Source organism: Agromyces mangrovi (assembly GCF_030296695.1).
In the GTDB taxonomy this organism is placed as follows: Bacteria; Actinomycetota; Actinomycetes; order Actinomycetales; family Microbacteriaceae; genus Agromyces; species Agromyces mangrovi.
In genome coordinates this window covers 408,781-433,984 of sequence record NZ_AP027737.1, presented here as the reverse complement: position 1 = coordinate 433,984, position 25,204 = coordinate 408,781, and the positions used below count along the sequence as shown (strand labels likewise).

Sequence of the window (25,204 nt, the reverse complement as noted above, 5' to 3'; positions counted from 1 at the left end):
CGCATATCGTGAAGATATACTCACGTTCTGTGAAGAATCTGCCCGCCCAGCTGACGCCGTTCGTACGGTCGGACGTCACCGGTGCGCTCCTCGCTGAGACGCTCGGGCGGCCCGACGACGAGTTCTCGCTCGCCGAGCTCGGGCGCCGCATCGGCGCGGGCGGCGGCGTCGTGCACAAGGAGGTCGGTCGACTCGTCGATAACGGCGTGCTCGTCGACCGGCAGAGCGGGCGCAACCGGCTGGTGCGTGCGAATCAGGGGCATCCGCTCTACTCGCTCATGCGCGAGCTGATCCAGGCGACCTACGGACCGGTGCCGGTGCTGCGCGACCTGCTCGGCGGGCTCGACGGGGTCGAGCGGGCCTACATCTACGGGTCGTGGGCGGCCAGGCGCCAGGGCGAGCCGGGGGAGTACCCGAACGACGTCGACGTGCTGGTGGTCGGGGAGCCGTCGCGCCGCGAGCTCGCCGACCTCGCGGTGCGCGCGGGCGAGCAGGTCGGCCTCGACGTGAACATCACCCGGGTGAGTGCGGAGGAGTGGGATGCCGCGAGCCCGTCGCCGTTCATCGCGACGGTGCGCTCGCGCCCGCTGGTCGAGGTGCTGACGGAGGCGGCCGATGGCTGACCGGCCGGCACTGATCGAGCGGATGCTGCGCAGCAAGCGCCTCGAGCGGGTCGACGAGAACCCGGCGCACGCCCGCGACGTGCTGGCGGTGGCGCAGCGGCACGTGTCGACTGCGCGGGCGCTCGCCGAGACCGACGACGTGGCCATGGCGTTCACCGCGGCCTACGACGGCGCCCGCAAGGCGCTCACCGCGGTGCTCGCCCACGAGGGCGTACGGGTGCGAGCCATGGGCGGCGCGCACCGCAACACCGGGCTCGCCGCGGCTGCCTACCTCGAGGACGCCCCCGACGCGATGGCCGAGTTCGAGTGGATGCGCCAGGTGCGCAACAACACCGAGTATCCGAGCGACGACCAGCCGACCGCGTCCCGCGCCGACGTGCGCGAAGCGATCGCTGCCGCCGGCGCGATCGTCGCGGCCTGCGCGGCCTGGCTCGCCGCCCGCGCCTGAGCTACGCGGGCCAGACCGCGCGGAGGATGCGGATCGCCTCGTCGAGGTCGACGTCGGCGCGGGTACCCGCGTCCGCGAGGCGGCGGGCGGCGTCGAGCACCGGCTTCGGTGTCGTGGTCGCGGTGCGGCTCACGCGTGTGCCGCCGCCGGTGCGGGCGCTGACGAGGCCCTCGGCCTCGAGGGCGCGATACGCCTTCGCGACCGTCCCGGGCGCGACGCCGAGGTCGAGTGCGAGCTGGCGCACCGAGGGGAGTCGCTCGTCGGCGGCGAGCAGGCCCGAGGCGATCAGGCCGCGGATCTGGTCGCGGATCTGGTCGGTCGGTGGTGCGGACCCCGACAGCGAGATGATCACGCGTCGACCCGGTCTGCGGCGATGCGCTCGGACACGCTCCACCGGGTGGGAACGGCCGTGAGTGCAACGGATGCCGCGACGGCGACGCCCAGCGCCGACGCGATCCAGGCGCCGCCGGTGAGCGCCGGGCCGAGCACGGCGTAGGTCGGCTCGAAGGTGAACGCGCCGGTCGACGTCGGGAAGCTCCCGCGCAACGACACGGTGCCCGCGAGCGAGCCGAGGAGGTCGCCCAGGTGAATCAGCAGTGTCGCCGTGACCAGCGCGAGCACGTTGCGTGACCGCGCCCGTCGCACGCACGCGTCGAGATCGCGGTCCAGGCCGAGCGGCGGGCGGGCGATCAGTGCGAGGTCGGCGAGCGCGAGCAGGAGGAGCACCGCGATGAGCGTCAGCGCCGGCAGCGACCAGTACCAGCCGTAGATGCTGGTGCCCACACCTCCGCCGCCGCCGAGCTCGACGAAGAACATCGTGTAGTGCCCGGTCTCCGGGTCGGGCCGCGAGGCGGCGCCCGCGAGGAGCGTTGCGATGAGCACGATCGCGAGCGCGACGAGCGGCGCGATGAACGAGCCCGCACGGGTGAAGCTGAACGTCGTGCGCGGCGTGAGGTCCGCGGCCCCGGTCGTCGCGCGTGTGCGCACCGGGAAGGCGAGGAGCACCAGGCCGAGGGCTCCGAGCGCGAGCGGAGCAGCGTAGCGTGCGTCGGGGAACCACGAACCCCAGGCGGTCGTCGCCACGGATGTGAGGATGAGTCCTCCGGCGCCGATGGTGCGCAGCGCGAGGTCGCCCACGACCACGAGCAGGCCGGCGGCCGCCGTCCACGCCGCCACGGAGCCCCAAGGCAAGCCGTGCCGGCGGCCCATGATCGCCCACCGGAGCAGCGCCACAGCGATGCCCGCTGCGCTCGAGCCGTACACCAGCAGGTACAGCTGCACCATGCGCTCTCCTTCCGTTTGTATCACCCAGACGATACATGCTGCGACACCATGCTCGTGCTGCACGTGCACAGGGACGCGCGCGTGAACGGTGGCGGGTGCGCACGCCCGGGAGTATCGTGCGACGGGAACCTCGCCGACGAGGGGGAGTCGCAATGTCACGCGCCATGCACGCACTGTCCGGAGCGGGCGCGGCTGCGCTCGTCGCATCCGTCATCGCCTTCGCCCCAGCCGCACAGGCGGCCGAGGTCGTGATCGACCAACCCTCCGACGACGGCGGGTTCGCGATGTTCTGCGGGACTCTCGACCTCGCGCAGACGTTCACGCCGACCGCGACCGGCGAGGTGACCGAGCTCGACCTGCATCCGACCACCTCGGGCACTGTGTCGCTCGCGTTCTTCGCGACGGCCGTGTTCCCCGTGCAGCCCGAGGGCTACCCGGACGACCCGCTCGTGCCCGCGCAGCAGGTCGACCTGACCGGCGGCGAGACCGCGACGGTGACGCTCGACACTCCGGTGCCGGTGACCGCGGGCGACGAGTTCTGGTTCACGCTGCGCTGCGCCGGCGATCCGCCGCCGAGCGGCACGATCACGCTCGGCGGGTCGACCACGGGCGACCCGTACCCGGGCGGCGACGTCTGGTTCGACGAGGGCGGGGGCTTCGGGAAGATCGTGCTCCCGCCGGGCCACGCCGATCTCGCGTTCCGCCTCGTGATCGACACCGACCTCGACGCCGACGGCGTGCTCGCCGCAGCCGACGCCTGCCCGGGCACGGATGCCACCGCACCGCCGCCCGACCTCAAGCGCAACCACTATTGGTCGACGCCCGAGGGCTTCGTCGACCAGACGGGCGCGGTCGCGTACTCGTTCGACGACACGAGCGGATGCTCCGCCGAGCAGATCGTCGTCGAGTCCGGCGCATCGCTGGGCCACGCGAAGCACGGCCTGCCGCGCGGGGTGCTGCAGGCCTGGATGGCGCGGCACTGAGCCGCGCCGCCGATAGTCGCTCGTGTGGCCCTGTGGCCACTGCATCAGGCATTACTCGTGATCTGCGGCGCTCGGATCATGAGCAACTCGGCTACTCATACCGGCTGGTGCGTGGGTTGCGAGCTTCGACTACCCGCGCCCCGACAGGACGAGCGACACCGGGCCGTCGGAGCGGTTGCGCCGGTCCTCGTGCACCTCGAGCATGCGCGCGACTCTCGGACACCGCGCCGCTCTCGGTCAGGCGTCGACCATAACCAGCTCCTGCGTCGCTCGGGTCATGGCCACGTAGCGGTCGACCGCGCCCTCGATGCCGTCGCCGAGCGCGTCGGGCTCGACGAGTGCGACCAGATCGAACTCGAGGCCCTTCGCCTCGATGGGGGAGAGGGAGCGCACGCGCCCTGCGCCGCCCGCGACCGAGTCGGCCGAGAACGAGGGGTCGCCGATCACGCACGCGACGCCCGCCTCGTGCGCCGCGAGCCACGCCTCGAGCACCGACCCGAGTTCGGCGTGCGCCACGCGTCGCACCGGCACCCCGGTCGAGCGCACCGACGTCGGCACGTTCGCGTCCGCGATGACGCGCCGGATCACGGGCTCGGCCTCCGCCATGACCTCCGCCGGCGTGCGGTAGTTCACGCGCAGCGTCGCGACCGAGGCATCCGCGAGGCCGACGCGCCGCAGGCGGTCCTCCCACGACTCGGCGAAGCCGTGGCGCGCCTGCGCACGGTCGCCGACCACCGTGATGCTGCGCGACGGGCAGCGCGCGATGAGCATGCGCCACTCGGCATCCGTCAGCTCCTGCGCCTCGTCGACGATCACGTGCGCGAACGGGCCCGCGAGCCGGTCGGGGTCGTCGGCGGGCAGCACGGCGTCGTCGACGAGGCTGTTGCGCAGGTCGTCGCCGTCCATCCAGCTGAGGAGGTCGTCGCCCGCGGCGACGAGACGCTCGATCGTCTGCGACATCGCCTCGCGCTCGGCGGCGAGCGTCGCCTCGCGCTCGCGCCGACGACGGGAGGACCGCGGGTCGCCGAGGCGGCGCCGGGCCGCATCGAGCAGCGGCAGGTCGTGGGTCGTCCAGCCCGAGGCATCCGATCGCTGCAGTGCCGTCACCTCGTCGGGCGCGAGCCAGGGGCGCAGCGACGCAGGTAGGCAGGCACCGACCACAGGTCGCCGACGAGCACGGATGCCTCGACCAGCGGCCACGCACGCGTGAACGTGCGCGCGAGCGAGGCGTTGCGGGCCAGCGCGCGGCGCAGCTCGTCGATCGACACCTCGTCGTCGTCGAGCCGGTCGGCGAGGATCTCCACGAGCGTCTCCCAGACCTGGTCGCGCGCCTCGTTGTGCGGCGTGCCGGGCTCCGGCGCCGCGAACGCCTCCGCCCAGTCGGCGGGGTCGAGCCACAGGTCGCCCCAGGGCGTCTCGACCTCGAGCGGCTGCGTCGGCGGCTCCTCGTAGAAGGCCACGGCGGGTTCGATCGCCTCGATCATGCGAGCGGATGCCTTGAGCCGGGCCGCCTCCGCATCGCGCTCGCCGACCGCGTCGGCGCCCTCGGCGACGAGCTCGCGCAGAGTGCAGGTCTGCACGCCCTCCTCGCCGAGGTTGGGCAGCACGTCCGCGACGTACGCCAGGTACGACGTGTTCGGCCCCACGAACAGCACTCCGCCGCGCCCCGCGCCGAGCCGGGGGTCGGCGTGCAGCAGGTAGGCCGCGCGGTGCAGCGCGACGACGGTCTTGCCGGTGCCCGGCCCGCCGTCGACGACGAGCGCGCCGCGCGAGTCGGCGCGGATGATCGCGTCCTGGTCGGCCTGGATGGTGCCCAGCACGTCGCGCATGCGACCCGACCGCTCGGTGCCGAGGCTCGCGATGAACGCCGACTCGTCGTCGAGCGCGAGGGTGTCGCTCGGGGCATCCGCATCGAGCAGTTCGTCCCAGTAGTCGCGCACCCGACCGCCGGCCCAGCGGTATCGTCGACGGCTCGCGAGCCCCAGCGGGTTGGCGCTCGTGGCCGCGAAGTACGGCTCGGCGGCGGGCGTGCGCCAGTCGAGCAGCAGTCGTCGGCCATCGTCGTCCGCCAGGCCGAAGCGGCCGATGTAGACGGGGTCGCCCTCGCCCGCGGGCACGATGCGGCCGAGGCACGCGTCGGCGCCGAATCGGCGCAGCACGCGCAGGCGCGCCGTCAGGTGGTGGATGCGCAGGTCGCGATCGAGCGCCTGATGGCCGCGCCCGCCCGGGGCGCGGCGCTCGGCGTCGAGGCGGTCGTCGAGATCGGCGATCTGCCGGGCGAGGCGGTCGGCGATGCGGGCGAAGTGCCGCTCGTCTGCGGCGATGCGCGCGGGGTTCGCCTTGTGGGCGTTGGTCGGTGGGAGGTCGAAGGTGTGGGTCGAGAGGCTGGTCACGCGGCGGCTCCGGGGTCGTGGGCAGCGCGGCGCCGACGCCGACGAGATTCGCGGAATCGGGCTGCGACCTGCGATTCTGCCCGCGTCACCCCCTCTTGCCGCAAGCCCCCTCGGTGCGGGATAATGGATGTGGCGGGGAGTCAGACGACCAGCCAGCAGACGTCGGTGCGCCAGGTCGCCGGGTCGGGCTCCTCCTCGGGGTCGCTGACGTAGCACTCCCACATGATGCCGCCGGGCATGCGCCCCTCGTCGACGATGTGGCGCCGGATCGCGTCGTAGGTATCGCCGAGCGTGTCGTACGGCCCGACGTGCAGCGCCGACGCGATCATGCCGCCGGGCAGTTCGCGCGCGACGACGTCGCCGGCGGTCTCGAACGCGCCGGCGACCGGCACGCCGGCCTCGACGTCGGCGGTCGCTCCCGGCACGCCGTGGTACTTGCCGAACGGCGGCCCCGCCGGCGCCACGCCCTGCGCGCGCATCGCCTCCATCGTGGCGTGGAACGCACGCCCGAAGAACTCGGGCAGCTGGTCCATCGGCACGGTCTCGCGGATGCCTGCGGTCGGCTGCGGGGCGCGCTCGGCGATGGTGATCTCGGTCATCGTTCAGTCCTCCTCGATGCGGATGCGGAAGGTGCCGCTGAACCCGGTGCCGTCGATCTCGAACGTCCAGTCGCCGGGCGACCCGTCGACCGGCGCGGCCGCGACGACGTCGGGTGCGGCGTGGTCGGCGGCCCGGGCGCGCACCCCGGCCTGGTCGAGCGCCTGCGCGCCGACCAGGTGCTGCTCGCCCGTGTGCAGGTAGATCTCGGTGCGCGCGCCGGCGACCTCCGCCTGCGTCGCCGGGAACGCCTGCACGTAGTACTGCTTGCGGTACACGACGTTGTCGGAGAAGCCGATGCCGAACGTGTCGCGCTCGCCGACGTAGAAGTCGACGCGGAAGACCAGGCCGTGCGCGTCGCCGGGCTTCAGCGCCGCGTTGATCCATCCCTCCCAGATGAGTCGGTCGGGCCCGGCCCAGTCGGTCGCGCCGCCGAAGTCGGCCAGTGGCCGCAGGAGCGCCTGCTCCAGGTCGCCGAGGTCGTCGGTCAGGTCCTTCTCGTGGAACGGCCCGTAGCAGTTCTCCGCCTCGACGCTCTGGTGGAACAGTTCGAAGTCGACGAACCGCGGCTTGATCGTTACACCGAAGTAGAATTCGCTGCGGCCGATCCAATCGCCGCCGCGGGTCACCTCCGCCTCCTCGAGGAACAGCGCGATGCGGTGCGTGCCGTGGAAGAAGCGCATCGCGATCTCGTATGCCTCGCGCGAGGTGACGAGCGAGTCGTTGCCGCCGTGGCACTTGTGCACGAACGTGCGCGGCGCCCCGGGCAGCTGGGCGGATGCCTGCTTCACGAGCCCGTCGCTGCGGTTGTAGACCATCGACCCGTCGTTCAGCAGGCTCGACAGGCGGTTCAGCGCACTCGCGATGCCGATGTCGTACGAGCGGTAGTTGGTGCCGACCACGGTCAGCACGTTGCGCCGGTCGTACACCGCGTCCCACTCGCGGAACCGCGTCGACTCGGGGTCGAACGACGCCAGCTCGTCGGCCGCATCCTCCACCTTCGGCAGGGCGCGCAGCAGCCACTCGGGCGTCCGCTGGAACGCGATGCCGCGGTGCGGGGTGCCGAGCGTGACGATGCGATGCACCAGGGCGCGCGGTGCGATGGCATCGGCGGCCGCCTCGGAGGCATCCGTCTGCCCCCGGAACGCCTCGGAGGTCTCGTGCATCGCGATGAGGCCCTCGCGCGTGACGAGGCCGCCCATGCTGTGCGCGACGATGTCGACGCCGCGGAACTCCTCGCCGTGTCGTTCGGCCGAGCGCCGGATGAGCGTGACGAGACGCTCCAGCCCCCGGCCGTAGATCGCGAGGGCGCGCGGGCTGAGGTCGTAGTAGCGGAAGATCCAGATCGTGCCAGCCGTGCCCTGCGAGAGCACTTTCTGCTCGACGGCGGGGTCGAGCACGATCGTGCCGGTCACGTCGTCCTCGTCGAGGCTGCCGACGTCGGGCGGCGCGTCCTGGTGCGCCGAGTAGAAGCCGGCCACGTTGGTGGCGTCGCGGTACGGATGCTCCGGGGACTTCATCGCTCGCAGCACGAAGCCCTCGTAGATGTAGTTCTCGCCGCGCCTGCCCGGGTAGACGGTGCCGTCGTTGAACCCCTGGTACGGGTTCGCCCGGTCGTCGTCGACGCCCACGCCGCCGAATCCCCGGATCAGGATCAACGGTCGCGGAGCCTGCCGCTCGTCGGTCTCGCTCGCCATGTACGGGCCCCCGTCCGCATCAGTGAGGATGGCTCGTACGTTGCTCCCTCACGCCGCGCGTGTCAAGAGGGCGAGCGGATGCCCGGCTGCCGCGCCGCCGGGTACGCGGCTCAGACGGCGGGCGCGTCCTCGCTGCGCAGCCGCGGCTCGGTGCGCAGTTCGGGGCGCACGCCCGCCTTGTCGGCGTAGAACGCGCGGATGCGATCCATGTCGGCCGGCACGTCGCCCGTGAGCTCGAACGTCGGTCCGAGGCCCGTCGTCATCGTCGTGCGGTCGACGTAGCCGAGGGTGACCGGAATGCCCGCCTCGCGCGCGATGCGGTAGAAGCCCGACTTCCAGTACGTGTTCGACCCGCGCGTGCCGTCGGGGGTCACGACCAGGCCGAACACCTCGCCGGCCTCGATGCGCGCGAGCACCTCGCCGACCACGTCGGCCGGGTTCGAGCGGTCGACCGGGATGCCGCCGAGGCCGCGCATGATCGGCCCGCGCCACCCCGCGAAGAGGCTCTTCTTGCCGAGCCAGCGGATGTCCATGCCGTGTCGCCACGCGATGCCGAGCATGAGCACGAAGTCCCAGTTCGACGTGTGGGGCGCGCCGATCAGCACGGAGGGGCGGTCGGGCGCCGCTTCGCCCGCGAGGGTCCACCTGCTGCAGGCCCAGTACAGGCGGGACACGAGTCGTCGGAGCACCCGGCAACCCTACGCGACCGGGCGTGCCGCAACCTGAATGCGTCGGATGCCCCGGGGGTCGTGCGCTCCCGCCGGGTCGAGCGGGTTCCCCACAGGCCGCCTCCGGGCGGCTGCGCGCGCCTACGATGGCCGCATGCGGACTCCCGCGGCATGGATGCGCGGCGTGCGACGCCCCGAGGCGTTCCACGGCCACGGCGTGCGCCGGGGGTTCTTCGAGGGCTGGTACGTCAAGCTCGTCAGCGCCGACCGGTCGCAGCGCTGGGCGGTGATCCCCGGGGTCTTCCGCGGGCTCGCGGGCGACGGCGGCGAGCGCGACGAGGCGTTCGTGCAGGTGCTTGACGGGCTGACCGGGCGGTCGTGGTACCACCGGTTCGACGTCGACGACTTCGAGGCATCCGCCCACGGCTTCGAGGTGCGGGTGGGCGCGAACCGGTTCTCGCCGCGGGGTGTGACGCTCGACCTGCCGCAGCTGCGCGGGCACGTCGGGTTCCCCGAGCCGTTCACGCCGTGGCCGGTGACGCTGCGCGAGCCCGGCATCATGGGCTGGTACGGGCTCGTGCCGTTCATGGAGTGCTTCCACGGCATCGTCTCGTTCGGGCACGGCCTGGCCGGCACGCTCGAGGTCGAGGGTTCCCCGGTCTCGTTCGACGGCGGGCGCGGCTACATCGAGAAGGACTGGGGCCGTGCCTTCCCGGCCGGCTACGTGTGGATGGCGAGCAATCACGTCGACGCCACGACCGGTGACGGCACGGATGCCTCGCTCATCGCGTCGGTCGCGATCATCCCGTGGGTCGGCCGGTCGTTCCGCGGCTCGATCATCGGGTTCCGCCACGGCGGACGCCTGCACAAGTGGACCACGTACAACCGTTCGCGCGAGCACGCCCTCGCGATCGACGACACGCACGTGCGCTGGAGCGTCTCGGGGCCTGACGGGCTGCTGCACCTCGAGGCCGAGCGCGTCCGCGGCGGACTGCTGCACGCGCCGCTGCGCGAGGCGATGCACCAGCGCGTCGAGGAGACCATGGACGCGCAGGTCGTGTTCCGGCACGTCGACCACGACGGCCGCGTGCGGCTCGAGGGCGTGGCCGACTGCGCCGGGCTCGAGGTGTTCGGCGACACCGAGCGCCTGCTGGCCCTGTAGGGAGCGCGGAGGCCGTCGAGCGTGGCGGCCCCGAGGCATCCGCTCGCTCTCTAGGCTGGGTGCATGGAATTCAGGTACCTGGGCAACAGCGGCCTCAAGATCTCGGAGATCACGTACGGCAACTGGCTCACCCACGGCTCGCAGGTCGAGAACGACACCGCGCTGCGCTGCGTGCGTGCCGCGCTCGACGCCGGCATCACGACGTTCGACACGGCGGACGTCTACGCGAACACCGCGGCCGAGACCGTGCTCGGCGAGGCGCTGCGCGGCGAGCGCCGCCAGTCGCTCGAGATCTTCACGAAGGTCTACTTCCCGACCGGGCCGAAGGGGCACAACGACACCGGGCTGTCGCGCAAGCACATCATGGAGTCGATCGACGGCTCGCTGCAGCGTCTCGGCACCGACTACGTCGACCTCTACCAGGCGCACCGCTACGACTACGAGACCCCGCTCGAGGAGACGATGCAGGCGTTCGCTGACATCGTGCGCCAGGGCAAGGCGCTCTACATCGGCGTCTCGGAGTGGAACGCCGAGCAGCTGCGCGCGGGCCACGCGCTCGCGCGCGAGCTCGGCGTCTCGCTCATCTCGAACCAGCCGCAGTACTCGATGCTGTGGCGCGTGATCGAGGAGGAGGTCGTGCCGACGTCGGAGGAGCTCGGCATCGGGCAGATCGTGTGGTCGCCGGTCGCCCAGGGCGTGCTCACGGGCAAGTACCTGCCGGGCGAGGCGCCGCCCGCGGGCTCGCGTGCGACCGATGAGAAGGGCGGCGCCGACATGGTGCAGGGGTTCCTCGACGACGAGATCCTTCGCGGGGTGCAGGCACTTCGGCCGGTGGCGGATGCCGCTGGGCTGACCATGCCCCAGCTCGCCGTCGCCTGGGTGCTCCAGAACCCCAACGTGTCGGCCGCGATCATCGGCGCCTCCCGACCGGAGCAGGTCGCCGACAACGTGCAGGCCGCAGGTCGCACCCTCGACGCCGACACGATGGCGGCGATCGACGACGCGATCGGACACCTGGCCGAGCGCGACCCCGCGAAGACCCGTTCGCCGCAGACTCGGATGAGCTGATGTCCGCACCATCTGTCGACCCCGAGCAGCTCTTCGACCTGGCTCGCGCGGGCGCCGACCTGCTCATCGAGTTCGTCGATGCCGGGGTCGACGCCGACCTCGCCGACGATCAGGGCAACACGTTCCTCATGCTCGCCGCGTACCACGGTCACGCGGGGCTCGTGCGCGCGCTCGCCGAGCGCGGCGCCGACGTGAACCGGCTGAACGCGCGCGGCCAGTCGCCGCTCGCGGGCGCGGTGTTCAAGGGGAGGACGACGTGGTCGCCGCGCTCGTCGCCGCCGGCGCCGACCCCGACGCGGGCACGCCGAGCGCCCGCGCGACCGCGCAGATGTTCGGCCGCACCCTCCCCGGCGCATGAGCGCCTCGCCGTGGCGCGTGCTCGCCGCACCGTCGTTCTGGTGGCGGGCCGCGATCGTCGTCGTCATCCTCTGCGGCATCCTGAGCGGCAGCCACAAACTGCAGTTCTTCACGAGCAACGCGAGCGTCTTCGCACTCGCCTACTACGCGATCGCGGTCGGGCTCATGGTGCAGCGCCGCACGACGGACGCCCCGGCGCCCCGGCTGCGCGGCGGCATCGTGGTCTGGCTGCTGACGACCATGCTCGTCTCGCACTTCATCAACAACCACGGCGAGAACCCGCTGCCCGGGCTGGTCGTTGCGGCGGATGCCTCAGAGTTGCTGTCGAACTGGTCGGCGTTCCTCGTGCACTACGTCGCCCCGATCATGGTGCTGGCCGAGTTCGTGCTGTTCCGCCCGCACGGCCGCACCCGATGGGTCGACATCGCGCTCTGGCTGCTGTTCCCGCTCGGCTACGCGGCCGCGTCGATCACGCGCGCCGTGCTGCTGCCCGTGGTGCCCGACCGCTACCCGTACCCGTTCCTCGACCCCGAGGGGCGCGGCTACGGCGACGTGCTGGTCGGCGTGCTGCAGATCGGCGTGGGCATCGCGGTGATCGGCGCGCTCGTCGTCGGCGTCGACCGGTTGCTCGGCCGGTGGAGCCGGTCGCGGTCGGATGCCGGATCCGAGTCCGCCGGCGATCCCCAGGCCCACCAGCCGGCCACCTGATCGGCCACCTGCGTCCGCTAGGGTCCGCCCCATGGCATCGGAGCGCATCGAGCGGGTCCTCACCGGCGACGTGGTCGATCGGGCGATCCCGACGCTGGGGCGCTTCTCGCAGCAGGTCGGCGGCGACGCGGGCGTCTCGGTGCTGCTCCAGATCGCGGGCACGGCCGTCACGGTGCTGGCGGGCATCCTGTTCCCCTCGATCTGGACGCCGCTGGTCGTCGTGTTCGCGGCGTACACGGCGGGCGTCTGGTGGCGATTCCTCGCGCGCAGGCGCGACCGCACGGGCGTGCAGCAGCCGATCGAGGTGCGCACCGACGGCGTCGCGGTGCCGGGGCTCGAGGTGCTCTGGCACGAGGTCGCGGAGGCGCGGGTCAACGGGCTCGACGTGCAGGGTCGCCGGCTCCGCACGTCGGTGACGACGGGCGCGCCGCTCGCGCCGCAGGTCGAGCTCCTGCTGAAGGACGACCGCGTGCGGGAGCGCCTCCGCCGGAGCCGCTCGTGGACCCCGCTCTTCCGCGACCCCGTAACGGGCCGCGAGTTCGCGATCGTGTCCGCGGCCGGCGTGGAGGACACCGAGTTCACGCGCATCGTCGCCGCGATCGAGCGCCAGTGCGCGGTGCACGGCGTGCTTTTCGCACGCCCGGCGTCGCGGTAGGCGGCAGCGACGCTCAGGCGGCGCCCGGCTCCGTGCGCTCGCCGTGACGGGCGGCGTCGGTGCGTGCCTCGTGCGGCACGGGGCATCCGCTCGGGAAGGTGCCGAGGTGCTCGATGTCGTACCCGTCGGGGTAGCTGCGCACCCACGGCAGGTCGGCGACCGCGGTGGGCGTGCGGTTGGCCGGCAACAGGCGCGCGATGCGGCCGCGCAGGCGCAGCGCGGCGCGCGAGGCGGCGGTGACGGCCCGGGGCGGGTGGTCGTAGCCGAGCGCGTCGAGCAGTTCGTCGTCCATGAGCGCGCGGCTGAACACCTCCACCATGCGCTTCGGCAGCCGCGGGTGGAACGTGAGCAGCAGCGCGAGCGTCGAGTCGGCCACGCGACGGGCGCCCGGCTCGAACGCGAAGTGCTCGGCCTCGTAGTCGTCCATGAGCGTCGCGAACCCGTCGTAGGTCTCGGGGATGTCGGGGATGCCCATGCGGGCCCCGAGCGCCCGGTAGTAGTGCACGGATGCCTCGAGCTCACCCGCGTCGAGCGGGCGCTTGCCGTACGTGTCGAGCCACCGCTTCGGCACCACGACGAACGTCGAGAGCACGTAGCGGAACTCGTGGTCGGGGATGTCGTAGGCGCGGTGCATGCCATTGATGCGGCGGATCGCCGCGCGCGCCTCGGGGTGGTCGAAGCCCAGTCGGCTCGGCGCCTCGAGCAGCAGGGCCGTGTCGTCGTACCGCTTCTGCGTGCGCCCCGTGAACTCGCCGGTCTCGTCGAGCAGGCGTCCGATGCCCGGCACCGCGTAGGTGCGGAACAGCGCGAAGCTCAGCGCCTGGTTCATGTCCCACGGGAACTCGTACATGACCACGTTGCGGTAGATCTCCACGTGGTCGCGGGTCGGATCGAGCGCCGCGTTGCGCTGCCGCCAGTGGTCTCGTCGCATGCCCGAAGGCTAGCGCTACCCGCGCCGGAAGTGAACGGTGAATCACAGATCGGATGCCACCGGCCGCCGTTGCAGGCATTCACAGCGTTCGGTGCTGGACTGTCGTGCATGCGACAGGCGGCGATGTTCCCGCTCGGCTCGGTGCTGTTCCCGCACATGCCGATCACGCTCCGCGTGTTCGAGGAGCGCTACCTGACGATGCTGGGCCGGGTGCTCGAGGGGGAGGCGCCCGAGTTCGGGGTCGTGCTCATCGAGCGGGGGGCCGAGGTCGGCGGCGGCGACCAGCGGTTCGGCATCGGCACCATGGCCCGCCTCATCGAGCTCGGCTCCGGCGACGGGTTGGTCGCGATCGTGGCGCGCGGCACGCGTCGCGTCGAGGTCGTGGAATGGCTGCAGGACGACCCGTACCCGATGGCGATGGTGCGCGACCTGCCCGAGTTGGGGTGGGCAAGTGACCACGCGCCGCTCCGCGCGGAGGCAGAGCGCGCCGTGCGCGGGGTGCTCGCACGGGCCGGCGAGTTCGTCGAGCTGCCGTGGTCGCCCGACATCGAGCTCGACGACGACCCCCTGGTGTCGAGCTGGCAGCTGGCCGGCATCACGCCCGTCGGCGCGCTCGACCAGGTGCGGCTCCTGCGCGCCGGGTCGGTCGTCGAGCTGCTCGAGGGTGTCATCGCGGCGGCGCGCGAGGCCGAGCCGACGCTCACGGCGCCGCCGCCGTTCGGCGACGCCGACCTCGAGCTGGCCGAGTTCCTGGGTGACGACGACGGCTCCGAGGATGACCGGGAGGATCCCGCAGGCACGGACTGACGTTCGTCAGGCCGGCGCGGCGGTGCCGACGCGGCGCTGGGGCGTGCTCGCGTGGCCGGCGTGGTCGCGCGGGGCGATGGCGAGCCCGGCGCCCATGGCGGCGCACGCGAGCAGCAGCGCCCACGTGAGCAGCTGTGCCGCGAGCGTGCCCGACGACACGAGGTAGCTCACCCCCAGGGCGGTCGACACGGCCCCGTACGCGATCCACGCGACGAGCATCACGCCGGCCACGAGCGGTGCGATGCTCCACGCGCCGAGCGCTCGCCGGCGCAGCGTGATCACGCCGAGGGTGACGAGGAGCGCCGTGACGCCGACGATGCCGATCGCCCAGCCGATCGTCGCCATGGTGTCGACGGCGACGCGCACGGAGTTCCGCAGGATCGCCCCGTCGGCCAGCATGCTGGGCGGCGCCAGGGTGAACCCTGCGCCCACGACGATGGCGGCCGTGCGGGCGATCGCACCGCTGCGGGAGCCGAGGCCGAGGCGCCCGACGAGTCCGAGCAGCGCGATCGTGGCGAGCAGCCCGCCGATGACGGCGATGACGGGATGGAACCAGGCCGCCGATCGGACGCCGAACGCCTCGTGGGCGCCCTCGACGAGCTGCCAGAACGCGATGCTGCCGAAGCTCGCGAGGTAGAGCGGCAGGCCGACGGCCGCCGCGATGCCGTACCCGATGCCGGGTGCCGTGGTGCGCATGGTGAACCCCTTCCGTGCGTGCTCGGTGGCCGCGGTGGCCACGAGGTCGACGAAGATGCGGCCGCGTGCGCCGGAGACCGCTGCCGGGCCCGACGCGCGGGCGTCGCGCAGCGTGTCGCGCGCGACGAGCAGCACCTCGTCGCCGTACTCCGCGCGGAACTCGGCCGGGAGGGCGCGCACTGCCGCCCGGATCATCCGGCCCTCGTCCACGCGGGCGGACATCAGGCCGCGCCCCAGTCGGGCAGCAGGCGCTTCGCCGCCGCCTGTCGTGCGAGCGCGGCGATTCGCGCCGCCTCGGCTGTGGCGACCCGCTCGCCGAGGCCGGTGATGCGGTAGTACCGCCGGCGTTCGTCGTCGAGCTCCGGATCCACGCGCGTGTCGGACTCCTCGATGAGCCCGAGGCCGCGCAGGCGCTTGATCGCGCCGTACAGCGTGCCCGGCGCCAGCGTCACGTCCCCATCGGTGCGCGTGCGCACCTCCTGCATGATCGCGTAGCCGTGGCGTTCGTCGTCCACGAGTGCGAGCAGGATGTGGAACACCGGCTCCGTCAGGGGGAGCAGGTCGCGGGGCTGGGTGTCGGTCATGGTCTCCGTCCGTCGCTCGCGAGCAGATCACTCGTGGGTCGCTATATCGTCTCACGATATACCTGTGGTGATGCGCGCGCAAGGGTGGATGCGCGCGAATGCGACTGGTTGACTGTCGGCATGCCGGAACTGCCCGAGGTCGACGCGCTGGTGGGGTTCCTGCGCGGGCGGACGGTCGGGCGCAGCATCCGCTCGGCCCTCATGACCTCGTTCTCCGCGCTCAAGACCTTCGACCCGCCGTTGACCGAGCTCGTCGGGCGCACCGTCACGGGCGCGGCACGGCACGGGAAGTGGCTCGACCTCGACGTCGACGGCGTCCACCTCGTCGCGCACCTCGCCCGCGCGGGCTGGCTGCGCTGGTACGAGCAGCTCCCCGCCAGCCGCATCCGGCCCGGCAAGTCGCCCATCGCGATGCGCGTCGGATTCGACGACGGCTCGGGGTTCGACCTCACCGAGGCGGGCACGAAGAAGTCGCTCGCGGTGTACGTCGTGCGCGACGCGGCCGAGGTGCCCGGCATCGCCTCCCTCGGGCCCGAGCCGCTGGGCGACGACTTCACGCTCGAGGTGTTCGCCGGAATCCTCTCGGGCCGCCGCACCCAGATCAAGGGCGTGCTGCGCGAGCAGTCGCTCATCGCGGGCGTCGGCAACGCCTACTCCGATGAGGTGCTGCACGTGGCGAAGATGTCGCCGTACGCGCTCGCCGCATCGCTCGACGACGAGGAGGTCGCTCGGCTCTACGACGCGCTTCGCGACACGCTCCGCGGTGCGGTCGAGGCGGCCGAGGGGCGACCGGCCGCCGAGCTCAAGGACGCGAAGCGCCAGGGCATGCGCGTCCACGCGCGCGGCGGCGAGACGTGCCCGGTGTGCGGCGACACCGTGCGCGACGTGCACTTCGCCGACCGCTCGATGCAGTACTGCCCGACCTGCCAGACCGGCGGCAAGCTGCTCGCCGACCGCCGCATGTCGCGCCTGCTGAAGTAGGGCGACGGATGCCGGTGACTCGCGTGGTCCGGCATCCGCCGCCGTCGGTCACGCCGTGGGGCGTGCCCGCTCCGAGCTCGCGTCGCGCTCGTGCGCGGCGCGGTCGGCGTCGGTGCGGCCGTCGTTCGGCGCGGCCGACGGGTCATCCGCCGCGTGACGCCCGGCGGCGTGGGCCTCGTGGTGCTCCTCGGCGCTCGTCTCCTCGGCACCGGTCTCGTCGGCGCGAGGCTCGTTCGCCCGGGGCTCCTCGACGCGGCGCTCCTCGGCGCTCGTCTCCTCGGTGCGCTGCTCGTCGACCTGCTCGGCCTCCTTGGCGCTGCGCCGGTCCGGATCGATCTCATCGGCCTTCCGCCGCGTCTCGTCGGTGGAGGAGCGCGCCTCGGCCGCCTCGGCCTGCCGCTCCTCGCTCTCACGGGCGCGCTCCTCGGCGTCGAGGCGAGCCTGCTGGGCGCGCGCCTGCGCCTCCTCCGCCTCGGCCTGCGACCGCGCGGCCTCCGCACGGGCCTGCGCCGCGGACGCCTCGCGCTCCCGCGCCTGCCGGTCGGCCTCGTCGGCCTCGGCGCGGAGCTCGGCGGCCTTGCGCCGGTCGGCCTCGAGGCGAGCCTGGCGGCGCTTGCCGGCGGTGAGCAGCACGACGGCGACGACGACCGCGATGACGGCGACGACTCCGACGATGATCCAGATGAGCGTGGTGGTGTCCACGTGGGTCCTCCTTCGTGAGGTTCGACCACACAGCCAAGTCCCCGCGGAGGCGCGGTGCAATGCCCTTGCGCGCACGCCCTGCGTGCGCCATCATGCGCACGGTGAGCCTCGCCGCGAAGCTGATCCGCACCCGCTGGGTGGTCCGCCTGCCGATCCCGCTGTACCGGGCCGGGCTGGGGGTGCTGCTCGGACGCCGCTTCATGATGCTCGAGCACACCGGCCGCACCTCGGGCGAACCGCGGTTCGTCGTGCTCGAGGTGGTCGACCGGCCCGACGAGCGCACCGTGTTCGTCGCGTCGGGCTTCGGCCCGAGGTCGCAGTGGTACCGCAACCTGCGCGCCGACCCGTCGTGCCACGTCAGCACCGGTCGCATCCGTCGCCGGCCCGCCGAGGCCGACCTGCTCGACGCGGAGGGTGGTGCCGAGGTGCTGGCCCGCTATGCGGAGCGGTATCCGAAGGCGTGGGCGGCGCTGCAGCAGATGATGCGGGATGCCACGGGGGAGGACGACCCCGAGATCCCGATCGTGCGCCTCCGGCTCGCCGAGCGCGAGCGGCGCTGAGGATCTCTCCACCCTTGTAGGGGAGCTCCAGTTCCGGCGCTCGGAGAGTCGCCTACACTGTTGGAATCCGTGCCCCCCAGGCGCGGACCCGAACGAAGCGAACGAGTCACCGGTGCCGCCGCAGTGCCCGGTGGGCATTGGAGTGAGCGTGGGCCGTCACAGCGTTGCGCCGGCGAAGCAACCACGCCGACCGATGCTCGTGGGGATCACCGCAGCTCTCGTCGCGCTCCTCTTCGTCGGCGGGGCGGGTGCCGCGTGGGCGACGGGCATGCTCGACCCGCTGCTCAGCGGCTCGATGTTCGCCGCCGAGCCCGACGGATGCGACGAGCCGACCGAGCTCGTCATCGTCGCGGACCCGACCATCGCCCCGGTCGTCTCGGCTGTCGCCGAGACGTTCGACGAGGCATCCGATGGGTGTGCACTTACGACCGTGCGCGCTCAGGAGTCGGCCGACACGGCGGCGGTCGTGGCCACCGGCACGGGAGACCCCGCTGACGTGTGGATCCCGAGCTCGGGTGCGTGGGTCGACCGCATGACGGCGACGGCGACCTCGCTCGGCAGGCCCGCGCCGGCCGTGTCGGTGGGCCTCGACGTGGCATCCACCCCCGTCGTCTTCGCGACGCCGGCCGAGCAGGCGGCGTCGCTCGGCGAGGCGGCGCCGGGGTGGGGCACGCTGTTCACCGGCGGCACGCGGATGCTGCTGCCCGACCCCGAGGGTTCGGCGTCGAGCCTCGCGGCCCTCGCATCCCTGGCCGGCATCGCCGACCCCGACGACCCGACCCAGCTCGCCGGCGCGATGATCGAGCTCGGCAAGACCATCCCGGCGTCGACGGATGCCGCCTTCGGAGCCACGGTCGCAGCCGCCGAGCCGACCATGGCCATCGTCACCGAGCAGGCCGTGGCCGACTACAACGCCGACGAGCCGATGGAGCAGCTCGTCGCCGTGTACCCGGCCGAGGGCACGCCCGCGATGACGTATCCGTTCGTCCGGCTGCCCGCGGCGGCCGACGGGTCCGACGATGCCGAGTCGGATGCCGCCGACACGACCGAGGACGCGGCGGCCGACGCCGATCAGGCGGATCCGGACGCGTGGACCCCGCCGACGCGCGCCGAACTGCTGACCGACCTCGAACGGGCCATCTCCGACGCGGCCGACGTGCTCGCCGCGCACGGGTTCCGCACGGCAGACGGCTCCGGCGAGCTCGACGCCCCGGGCGTCGTGGCCGAGCCGGTGGCGACCTTCGCGGCGCCCGCGGGCGCCGACCAGGTCGCGCTGCTGCGCCAGTGGGGCGTGCTGACGCTCCGCGGCCGCATGCTCGCCGTCATCGACGTCTCCGGGTCGATGCTCGACCCGGCCGGCAACGGGCTGCGCCGCATCGACATCTTCCAGCAGGCCGCACTCGGCGCCATGCAGAAGTTCTCGGGCGAGGTGCAGATGGGCGTCTGGGCGTTCTCGACCGCCCGCAACGGCGACCTCGACTACGAGGAGCTCGCCCCGATCGGTCCGCTCGCCGACGCCGCGCACCTGCAGCAGATCGCGGGCATCATCGCCTCGCTGCCCGAGCGACTGGGCGGTGCGACCGGCCTATACGACACCACGCTCGCCGCGGTGCAGCGCGTGACCGAGACCTACGACCCCGAACGCGTCAACTCCGTGCTGCTCATCACCGACGGTCGCAACGAGGACGCGAACGGCATCGACCTCGACACGCTGCTCGCCGAGCTCGAGGAGCTGCAGGATCCGCTGCAGCCCGTTCCGGTGATCATGATCGGGTTCGGACCCGACACCGACTTCGAGGCGATGACCCGCATCGCCAACGCCACCGGCGGTGCCGCCTACTCGGCGACCGAACCCGAGGACCTCGGCGACGTGCTCGTCACCGCGCTCTCGCAGCGCACCTGCCGACCCGACTGCGGCTGAGCCGCGAGCCGGGCCGCGTCGGGCGCCCGCTCAGTGCCCGACGACGCCCGCCGGCATGTCCGCCGGGCGACGCACCAGCGCTGAACCGACGATCGCGAACAGCGAGAGCACGGCGCCCACGAGGAACGCGGCGCGCACGCCGCCGGCCGCCGCGGCGGCATCCGTCACCGCAGGCGCCTGCAGGGCAGCGTTCTGCGCCGCCATCACCGTCACGAACAAGGCGGTGCCGGCGGCCCCGGCGACCTGCTGCACCGTGCCGACGATCGCGCTGCCGTGCGAGTAGAGCTTCGGCTCGACCGACGCGAGCGCCGCAGTGAACAACGGCGTGAACATGAACGCGAGGCCGAGGCTCAGCGTCACGTGCGCGGCGAGCACCACCCAGGCGGGGGTCGTCTCGGTCGCGAAGAGCGCCAGGAACCAGAGCACGGCGCTCACGATCACGCTGCCCGGCACGAGCAGCACGGTCGGGCCGTACCGGTCGAACAGGCGCCCGACGGTCGGCGCCGCGAGGCCCATGACGAGCCCGCCCGGCAGCAGCAGGAGCCCGGCGAGCAGCGCATCGAAGCCGATCACGCTCTGCATGTAGATCGGGAGCAGGATGATCGTGCCGAACAGGGTCAGCATCATGATCGCCATCAGGCCGATCGAGATCGAGAAGTTGCGCGAGCGGAACGTGCGCAGGTCGAGCAGGGCCCGGTCGCTCCGCTGCAGGATCACCTGGCGCAGGATGAAGGCCGCGAGGCCCACCGCGCCGACCGCGAGCGAGATCCACATGGTGGTCGCGTTGCCGCCGGCCTCGCCGCCGGACTCGGCCGCGCCGCCGATCTGGCTGAGGCCGAACACGATGCCGCCGAACCCGAACGCCGAGAGCACGACCGAGAACACGTCGATCGGCACGACGCGCGGCTCGGTCACGTTCTCGACCCGGCGGATGCCGATGAGCAGCATCGCCACCGCGATCGGCAGCACGATCCAGAACATCCACCGCCACGAGAGGTAGCTGAGGATGAGGCCCGAGATGGTCGGGCCGATCGCCGGCGCGACCGAGATGACGGTCGAGACGCGGCCCATGATGCGACCGCGGTCCTTCGGAGCGACGAGGGTCATGAGCGTGGTCATGAGCAGCGGCATCATGATCGCGGTGCCGGTCGCCTGCACCACGCGGGCGCCGAGCAGCACCTCGTAGCCGGGGGCCAGGGCCGCGATCAGCGTGCCGGTCGAGAACAGGCTCATCGCGGCGATGAACACCGGCCGGGTGTGGAAGCGCTGCAGCAGGAACCCGGTGATCGGGATCACCACGGCCATGGTCAGCATGAACGCCGTGGTCAGCCACTGCGCCGCCTGCACCGTGATGCCGAGGTCGGTCTGCAGGTGCGGGATCGCGACGCCCATGATCGTCTCGTTGAGGATCACGACGAACGAGGCCGCGAGCAGCAGCCAGATGACGCGCGAGTCGCGCGCGGCCCGAACCGCGTCCGCCGTCGGCGTGGAGCCGGTCCCTGCGGCAGGGTCGAGTCGGGTGGAGCGGTCGGTCACGGGGTGGTTCCTCACTGCGGACCGGGCACGGCCGGGTCCGGGGTCGGCGAAGCGAATACAGCCGGGCAACCGTCGAGAGCGGACGGCTATTCCCGGAATGGGACGAACGGCGCGCGTCGTCGCGCAGCGTGCGTACGGCCGAGCGGCCGCGGGAAGGGGCTACGGGGCCGGCGCGGGCCCGTCGGTCGGCGACGCCTCGGGCAGCCAGCCCTTGAGGAGCTGCTCCTCGGGGGCGAGCTCGTCGGTGAGGCGCTCCTCGACCTCGCGCTCGTGTGCGGCGCGGGCCTCGGCGTCGCGCTGGTCGTCGCCGGTGGTCGGAGTCGAATCGCTCATGCCGACACGATACCGCCCACCGCCGACACGGCCGAAGCGACGGATGCCGCCGCAGCGGCAACGTCCTCGGCGTCCGCGTCCCGCCCGAGCGTGAACCGCACGGCGGTCTGCGCGATCTCGGCCGGCAGCCCGATCGCGGTCAGCACGTGCGACGGCTCGTCGCTGCCGGCCGCGCAGGCCGACCCGCTCGAGCCCACGACACCGCGCTGCTCGAGCTCGAGCAGCACCGCCTCGCCGCTCGTTCCGGGGAACACGAACGATGCCGTGCCGGGCAGCCGGTGCTCGGCGTCGCCCGTGAGGCGTGCGGACGGCACGTCAGCGAGCACGCGCGCGACGAGCGCGTCGCGGGCGGCGGCGACGCGTGCCGCAGCCTCCTCCCGCTCGTCCTCCGCGAGACGCAACGCGGTCGCGAGCGCGACGGCGCCGGCCACGTTCTCGGTGCCCGAGCGCCGGCCCCGCTCCTGGCCGCCGCCGTGGAGCACGGGCTCCAGTGGCATCCGCCCCCTCGCCGCGAGCACGCCGGAGCCCTTCGGCGCGCCGACCTTGTGGCCCGAGAGCGAGAGCGCGTCGACGCCGAGCGCGCCGAGGTCGAGCGGCAGCCAGCCGGCCGCCTGCACGGCGTCGGTGTGCATCGGCACGCCGCGCGCGTGCGCGACGGCCGCGAGTTCGGCGACGGGCTGCACCGTGCCGATCTCGTTGTTCGCCAGCTGCACGCTCACGAGCGTCGTGTCATCGCGCAGCACCTCGGCGAGCTGGTCGGGGAGACCCGGCCGCCCGCGTCGACCGCCAGCATGGTGACCTCGAAGCCGTGCACGCGCGCGAGGAAGTCGACCGACTCGAGCACGGCCTCGTGCTCGATGGGAGTGGTGACCACGTGCCGTCCGCGCGGAGCGCCGAGCGCGATGCCCTTGACCGCGAGGTTGTCGGCCTCGGTGCCGCCCGACGTGAAGGTGACCTCGCCGGGGCGGCAGCCGAGCACCCGCGCGACCGCGGCGCGTGCGTCGGCCAGGGCCGCCGCCGCGGCCTCGCCCACGCGGTGGTGGCTCGATGGATTGCCGAACTCGCCGGTCAGGTACGGCCACATCGCCTCGAGCGCCTCGCGGCGCACCGGGGTCGTGGCGGCGTGGTCGAGGTAGATCACGGCCCGCCGACCACCACGTCGAGACCGAGGTCGAGCGAGCGCACGCTGTGCGTGAGCGCGCCGACCGAGATGACGTCGACACCCGTCGCCGCGATCGCGCTCACCGTGTCGAGGTTCACTCCGCCGCTCGCCTCGACGACCGCGCGCCCGTCCACGAGCGCGACGCCCGCGCGCAGGTCGTCGAGCGAGAAGTTGTCGAGCATGATCGTGTCGACGCCCGCCGCGAGCACGTCCTCGACCTGGTCGAGGCGGTCGACCTCGACCTCGAGGTGCGCCGTGTGGGGCATCCGCTCGCGTACCGCCAGCAGGGCATCGGTCACGCTCGTGCCGTCGGCCGTGAGCACGGCGAGGTGGTTGTCCTTCGCCATGACCGCGTCCGACAGCGAGAACCGGTGGTTGCGGCCTCCGCCGTCGCGCACCGCCTGCCGCTCGAGCACGCGCAGGCCCGGCGTGGTCTTGCGGGTGTCGACGATGCGCGCCCGGGTGCCGGCGACGGCGTCGACGTAGCTCGCGGTGAGGGTCGCGATGCCCGACATGCGCTGGGTGAAGTTCAGGCCGATGCGCTCGGCGCGCAGCACCGCCCGCGCCGGGCCGGCGACGCTCGCGAGCCGGTCGCCCGCGGCGAAGCGGTCGCCGTCGGGCACGACCTGCTCGACCGCGATGCGCGGGTCGACGAGGCGGAACGCGGCCGCGAAGACCGCGGCGCCGCTCATCACGCCGGGCTCGCGGGCGACGAGGTCGGCGCGCGCCTGCGCCGTGGCGGGGATGAGCGTCTCGGAGGTGAGGTCGCCCCACGGGGCGTCCTCGTCGAGCGCGGCCTGCACGATGCGGTCGAGCTGTGCGGGCGTGAGGGCGGTCATGCGGCCTCCGGGAGCGCGCCGAGCGCGGGATCGCGGTCGGGGTGGTCGAGTCGGTGGTGCGCGCCGCGCGACTCGCGGCGGGCGAGCGCGGCGTCGACCGTGAGGCGGGCGAGCAGCAGCAGGTTCGCATCCTCGATGGCTGAGACGGTGGGCGCCGGGTCGGCGGTCCACTCGTCGAGCCGGGCGGATGCCTCGGCCAGGCCGTCGCCCGAGCGCTCGAGGCCCGCACGGGTCCACATCAGGTCCTGGAGCGCAGCGCGAGAGAACGGCTCGCCGGCAGCGCGGGTGGCGAGGGCTGGGCCCGGGGCGTCCTGCCGCGCGCGCACGACCCCGTGCGCGGCCGGGAACGGCGCGTCGAGCACCCGCGCGGCGCGATCGGCGAACACGGCCGCCTCGAGCAGCGAGTTCGATGCGAGGCGGTTGGCGCCGTGCACGCCGGTGCGCGCGCACTCGCCGACCGCGAAGAGGCCGGGCACGCTCGTGCGCCCCCAGAGGTCGGTCGCGATGCCGCCCATCGCGTAGTGCGCGGCGGGCGTGACCGGCACGGGCTCGCGCGACCAGTCGAACCCGGCTGCGCGCGTTGCCGCATAGATGCCGGGGAAGCGCCGGGCGAGGAACGCGCCGCCGAGCGCGGTCGCGTCCAGGTACGCGGGTGCGGCGTCATGGCGTCGCATGGCCGCGGCGACCTCGCGGGCCACGACGTCGCGCGGCGCGAGCTCGGCGAGCGGATGCCGCGACGGCATGAAGCGCTCGCCGGAGGCATCCCGCAGCACCGCCCCCTCGCCGCGCACGGCCTCGGAGATCAGCGGGGCGCCAGGGGTCGCGAGCGCGGTCGGATGGAACTGCGTGAACTCGAGGTCGGCGACCCGGGCGCCCGCCCGCCACGCCGCGGCCACGCCGTCGCCGGTCGCGACCGCGGGGTTCGTGGTGCGGCCGAAGAGCTGCCCGGTGCCGCCCGTGGCGAGCACCACGGCGTCGGCCGGGCGGTCGACGAGCTGGCCGTCGATCAGGAGGCGTACGCCGCAGGCGCGGCCCCGGCAGGTGAGCACGTCGGCGAGCATCGCGTGCTCGACCAGCTCGACGGCGCGCGATCGCACGGTCGCCACGAGCGCCCGCATGAGCTCCGCGCCGGTCGCGTCGCCGCCCGCGTGCACCACGCGCGCACGCGAGTGCGCCGCCTCGAGCCCGCGTGCCAGCCCGGACTCGTCGCGGTCGAACCGGGCGCCGAACCGGATCAGGTCGCGCACGCGCGCCGGCCCCTCCTCGCACAGCACGCGCACGGCGGCGGGGTCGCAGTGCCCGGCGCCCGCGCGCAGCGTGTCGAGCACGTGCGCGTCGACCGAGTCGTCGGCGAACAGCGCGGCGGCGATGCCGCCCTGCGCGTAGCGCGTGCTGCCCTCGTCGAGCGGGCCCTTGGTGACCACGGTCACGCGGTGCCCCGCGTCGGCGGCGCGCACGGCCGCGAGCAGGCCCGCGAGCCCGCTGCCGACGACCACGACGGCGGCCATG

Annotated in this window: 26 protein-coding genes and 2 pseudogenes; 12 read left to right on the top strand and 16 right to left on the bottom strand. The window is 73.2% G+C overall.

Going from position 1 to position 25,204, the window contains the following annotated elements; translation table 11 throughout:
* The first annotated feature begins 29 nt into the window (after nucleotides 1-29).
* Nucleotides 30-623, top strand: a complete 594-nt coding sequence (locus QUE38_RS02030) for a nucleotidyltransferase domain-containing protein (protein WP_286309913.1) — start codon at nucleotides 30-32, stop codon at nucleotides 621-623.
* The gene (locus QUE38_RS02025) at nucleotides 616-1,071 is read left to right on the top strand and encodes a HEPN domain-containing protein (protein ID WP_286309912.1); all 456 of its coding nucleotides are present in this window, start codon (nucleotides 616-618) and stop codon (nucleotides 1,069-1,071) included. The genes QUE38_RS02030 and QUE38_RS02025 overlap by 8 nt, the downstream gene beginning before the upstream one ends.
* 1 nt (nucleotide 1,072) lies before the next feature.
* On the opposite strand, the gene QUE38_RS02020 is transcribed toward QUE38_RS02025, so the two are convergent.
* Nucleotides 1,073-1,423 (bottom strand): GntR family transcriptional regulator, encoded by a 351-nt coding sequence (locus tag QUE38_RS02020; protein ID WP_286309911.1) that lies wholly within the window; start codon nucleotides 1,421-1,423, stop codon nucleotides 1,073-1,075.
* Entirely contained in the window at nucleotides 1,420-2,355 is a 936-nt protein-coding gene (locus QUE38_RS02015; protein WP_286309910.1) for a hypothetical protein, read from the bottom strand. Before QUE38_RS02015 ends, QUE38_RS02020 begins: the two co-directional genes overlap by 4 nt.
* Before the next feature lie 152 nt (nucleotides 2,356-2,507).
* On the opposite strand from QUE38_RS02015, the gene QUE38_RS02010 reads away from it, so the two are divergent.
* Entirely contained in the window at nucleotides 2,508-3,338 is an 831-nt protein-coding gene (locus QUE38_RS02010) for a hypothetical protein (RefSeq protein WP_286309909.1), read from the top strand.
* A 237-nt stretch (nucleotides 3,339-3,575) separates the two neighbouring features.
* Here QUE38_RS02010 and QUE38_RS17805 read toward each other — a convergent pair whose 3' ends face one another.
* The 5 genes from QUE38_RS17805 to QUE38_RS01990 all read right to left on the bottom strand — a co-directional run bounded on the left by QUE38_RS17805 (nucleotide 3,576) and on the right by QUE38_RS01990 (nucleotide 8,714).
* Nucleotides 3,576-4,445: a helicase domain-containing protein gene (locus tag QUE38_RS17805; protein WP_433996934.1), complete on the bottom strand. Its 870-nt coding sequence runs from the start codon at nucleotides 4,443-4,445 to the stop codon at nucleotides 3,576-3,578.
* Nucleotides 4,442-5,731 carry a HelD family protein gene (locus QUE38_RS17800; RefSeq protein ID WP_433996933.1) on the bottom strand — a complete coding sequence of 430 codons (1,290 nt, stop codon included), beginning with the start codon at nucleotides 5,729-5,731 and terminating at the stop codon, nucleotides 4,442-4,444. Before QUE38_RS17800 ends, QUE38_RS17805 begins: the two co-directional genes overlap by 4 nt.
* 140 nt (nucleotides 5,732-5,871) lie before the next feature.
* Entirely contained in the window at nucleotides 5,872-6,330 is a 459-nt protein-coding gene (locus QUE38_RS02000) for a GyrI-like domain-containing protein (protein WP_286309908.1), read from the bottom strand.
* 3 nt (nucleotides 6,331-6,333) lie between these two features.
* On the bottom strand, nucleotides 6,334-8,025 hold the full coding sequence (locus QUE38_RS01995) for an esterase/lipase family protein (protein WP_286309907.1): 1,692 nt from the start codon (nucleotides 8,023-8,025) through the stop codon (nucleotides 6,334-6,336).
* Between the two features lie 110 nt (nucleotides 8,026-8,135).
* Nucleotides 8,136-8,714, bottom strand: coding sequence for a 1-acyl-sn-glycerol-3-phosphate acyltransferase (locus QUE38_RS01990; RefSeq protein WP_286309906.1), 579 nt, complete (start codon nucleotides 8,712-8,714; stop codon nucleotides 8,136-8,138).
* Nucleotides 8,715-8,847: 133 nt separating this feature from the next.
* Here QUE38_RS01990 and QUE38_RS01985 point away from each other — a divergent pair, with 133 nt between their 5' ends.
* The 5 genes and pseudogenes from QUE38_RS01985 (at nucleotide 8,848) to QUE38_RS01965 (ending at nucleotide 12,643) form a co-directional block, all read left to right on the top strand.
* Complete coding sequence (locus tag QUE38_RS01985; protein ID WP_286309905.1) at nucleotides 8,848-9,855, top strand: tocopherol cyclase family protein; 1,008 nt, start codon at nucleotides 8,848-8,850, stop codon at nucleotides 9,853-9,855.
* Between the two features lie 63 nt (nucleotides 9,856-9,918).
* Entirely contained in the window at nucleotides 9,919-10,923 is a 1,005-nt protein-coding gene (locus QUE38_RS01980; RefSeq protein WP_286309904.1) for an aldo/keto reductase family protein, read from the top strand.
* A pseudogene (locus QUE38_RS01975) lies at nucleotides 10,923-11,281 on the top strand (ankyrin repeat domain-containing protein). Before QUE38_RS01980 ends, QUE38_RS01975 begins: the two are co-directional and overlap by 1 nt.
* Entirely contained in the window at nucleotides 11,278-11,988 is a 711-nt protein-coding gene (locus tag QUE38_RS01970) for a Pr6Pr family membrane protein (RefSeq protein ID WP_286309903.1), read from the top strand. Before QUE38_RS01975 ends, QUE38_RS01970 begins: the two are co-directional and overlap by 4 nt.
* Nucleotides 11,989-12,019: 31 nt before the next feature.
* Nucleotides 12,020-12,643 (top strand): hypothetical protein, encoded by a 624-nt coding sequence (locus tag QUE38_RS01965; protein ID WP_286309902.1) that lies wholly within the window; start codon nucleotides 12,020-12,022, stop codon nucleotides 12,641-12,643.
* 13 nt (nucleotides 12,644-12,656) lie between these two features.
* Here QUE38_RS01965 and QUE38_RS01960 read toward each other — a convergent pair whose 3' ends face one another.
* Nucleotides 12,657-13,574: an oxygenase MpaB family protein gene (locus tag QUE38_RS01960; RefSeq protein WP_286309901.1), complete on the bottom strand. Its 918-nt coding sequence runs from the start codon at nucleotides 13,572-13,574 to the stop codon at nucleotides 12,657-12,659.
* A 108-nt stretch (nucleotides 13,575-13,682) separates the two neighbouring features.
* Between QUE38_RS01960 and QUE38_RS01955 the strand changes: the two genes are divergently transcribed.
* Nucleotides 13,683-14,381, top strand: coding sequence for an LON peptidase substrate-binding domain-containing protein (locus tag QUE38_RS01955; protein WP_286309900.1), 699 nt, complete (start codon nucleotides 13,683-13,685; stop codon nucleotides 14,379-14,381).
* A 6-nt stretch (nucleotides 14,382-14,387) separates the two neighbouring features.
* Here the strand turns inward: QUE38_RS01955 and QUE38_RS01950 are convergent, their stop codons facing one another.
* On the bottom strand, nucleotides 14,388-15,272 hold the full coding sequence (locus QUE38_RS01950; RefSeq protein ID WP_286309899.1) for a hypothetical protein: 885 nt from the start codon (nucleotides 15,270-15,272) through the stop codon (nucleotides 14,388-14,390).
* Between the two features lie 26 nt (nucleotides 15,273-15,298).
* Complete coding sequence (locus tag QUE38_RS01945; RefSeq protein ID WP_286309898.1) at nucleotides 15,299-15,661, bottom strand: PadR family transcriptional regulator; 363 nt, start codon at nucleotides 15,659-15,661, stop codon at nucleotides 15,299-15,301.
* Nucleotides 15,662-15,781: 120 nt separating this feature from the next.
* On the opposite strand from QUE38_RS01945, the gene QUE38_RS01940 reads away from it, so the two are divergent.
* Nucleotides 15,782-16,642 carry an Fpg/Nei family DNA glycosylase gene (locus QUE38_RS01940; protein WP_286309897.1) on the top strand — a complete coding sequence of 287 codons (861 nt, stop codon included), beginning with the start codon at nucleotides 15,782-15,784 and terminating at the stop codon, nucleotides 16,640-16,642.
* Nucleotides 16,643-16,690: 48 nt separating this feature from the next.
* Here QUE38_RS01940 and QUE38_RS01935 read toward each other — a convergent pair whose 3' ends face one another.
* Nucleotides 16,691-17,344, bottom strand: coding sequence for a hypothetical protein (locus QUE38_RS01935; RefSeq protein WP_286309896.1), 654 nt, complete (start codon nucleotides 17,342-17,344; stop codon nucleotides 16,691-16,693).
* Between the two features lie 101 nt (nucleotides 17,345-17,445).
* Here QUE38_RS01935 and QUE38_RS01930 point away from each other — a divergent pair, with 101 nt between their 5' ends.
* Both QUE38_RS01930 and QUE38_RS01925 read left to right on the top strand, forming a co-directional pair.
* Complete coding sequence (locus tag QUE38_RS01930) at nucleotides 17,446-17,904, top strand: nitroreductase family deazaflavin-dependent oxidoreductase (protein ID WP_286309895.1); 459 nt, start codon at nucleotides 17,446-17,448, stop codon at nucleotides 17,902-17,904.
* A 193-nt stretch (nucleotides 17,905-18,097) separates the two neighbouring features.
* Nucleotides 18,098-19,825, top strand: a complete 1,728-nt coding sequence (locus QUE38_RS01925; protein WP_286309894.1) for a substrate-binding domain-containing protein — start codon at nucleotides 18,098-18,100, stop codon at nucleotides 19,823-19,825.
* A 30-nt stretch (nucleotides 19,826-19,855) separates the two neighbouring features.
* Here the strand turns inward: QUE38_RS01925 and QUE38_RS01920 are convergent, their stop codons facing one another.
* The 5 genes and pseudogenes from QUE38_RS01920 to nadB all read right to left on the bottom strand — a co-directional run bounded on the left by QUE38_RS01920 (nucleotide 19,856) and on the right by nadB (nucleotide 25,203).
* On the bottom strand, nucleotides 19,856-21,361 hold the full coding sequence (locus QUE38_RS01920) for a DHA2 family efflux MFS transporter permease subunit (protein WP_286309893.1): 1,506 nt from the start codon (nucleotides 21,359-21,361) through the stop codon (nucleotides 19,856-19,858).
* A 159-nt stretch (nucleotides 21,362-21,520) separates the two neighbouring features.
* Nucleotides 21,521-21,694, bottom strand: coding sequence for a hypothetical protein (locus tag QUE38_RS01915; RefSeq protein WP_286309892.1), 174 nt, complete (start codon nucleotides 21,692-21,694; stop codon nucleotides 21,521-21,523).
* A pseudogene (locus QUE38_RS01910) lies at nucleotides 21,691-22,835 on the bottom strand (cysteine desulfurase family protein). Before QUE38_RS01910 ends, QUE38_RS01915 begins: the two are co-directional and overlap by 4 nt.
* Nucleotides 22,832-23,695 carry a carboxylating nicotinate-nucleotide diphosphorylase gene (gene nadC, locus QUE38_RS01905; protein WP_286309891.1) on the bottom strand — a complete coding sequence of 288 codons (864 nt, stop codon included), beginning with the start codon at nucleotides 23,693-23,695 and terminating at the stop codon, nucleotides 22,832-22,834. Before nadC ends, QUE38_RS01910 begins: the two are co-directional and overlap by 4 nt.
* Nucleotides 23,692-25,203, bottom strand: a complete 1,512-nt coding sequence (nadB, locus tag QUE38_RS01900; protein ID WP_286309890.1) for an L-aspartate oxidase — start codon at nucleotides 25,201-25,203, stop codon at nucleotides 23,692-23,694. The genes nadC and nadB overlap by 4 nt, the downstream gene beginning before the upstream one ends.
* Nucleotide 25,204 lies beyond the last annotated feature (1 nt).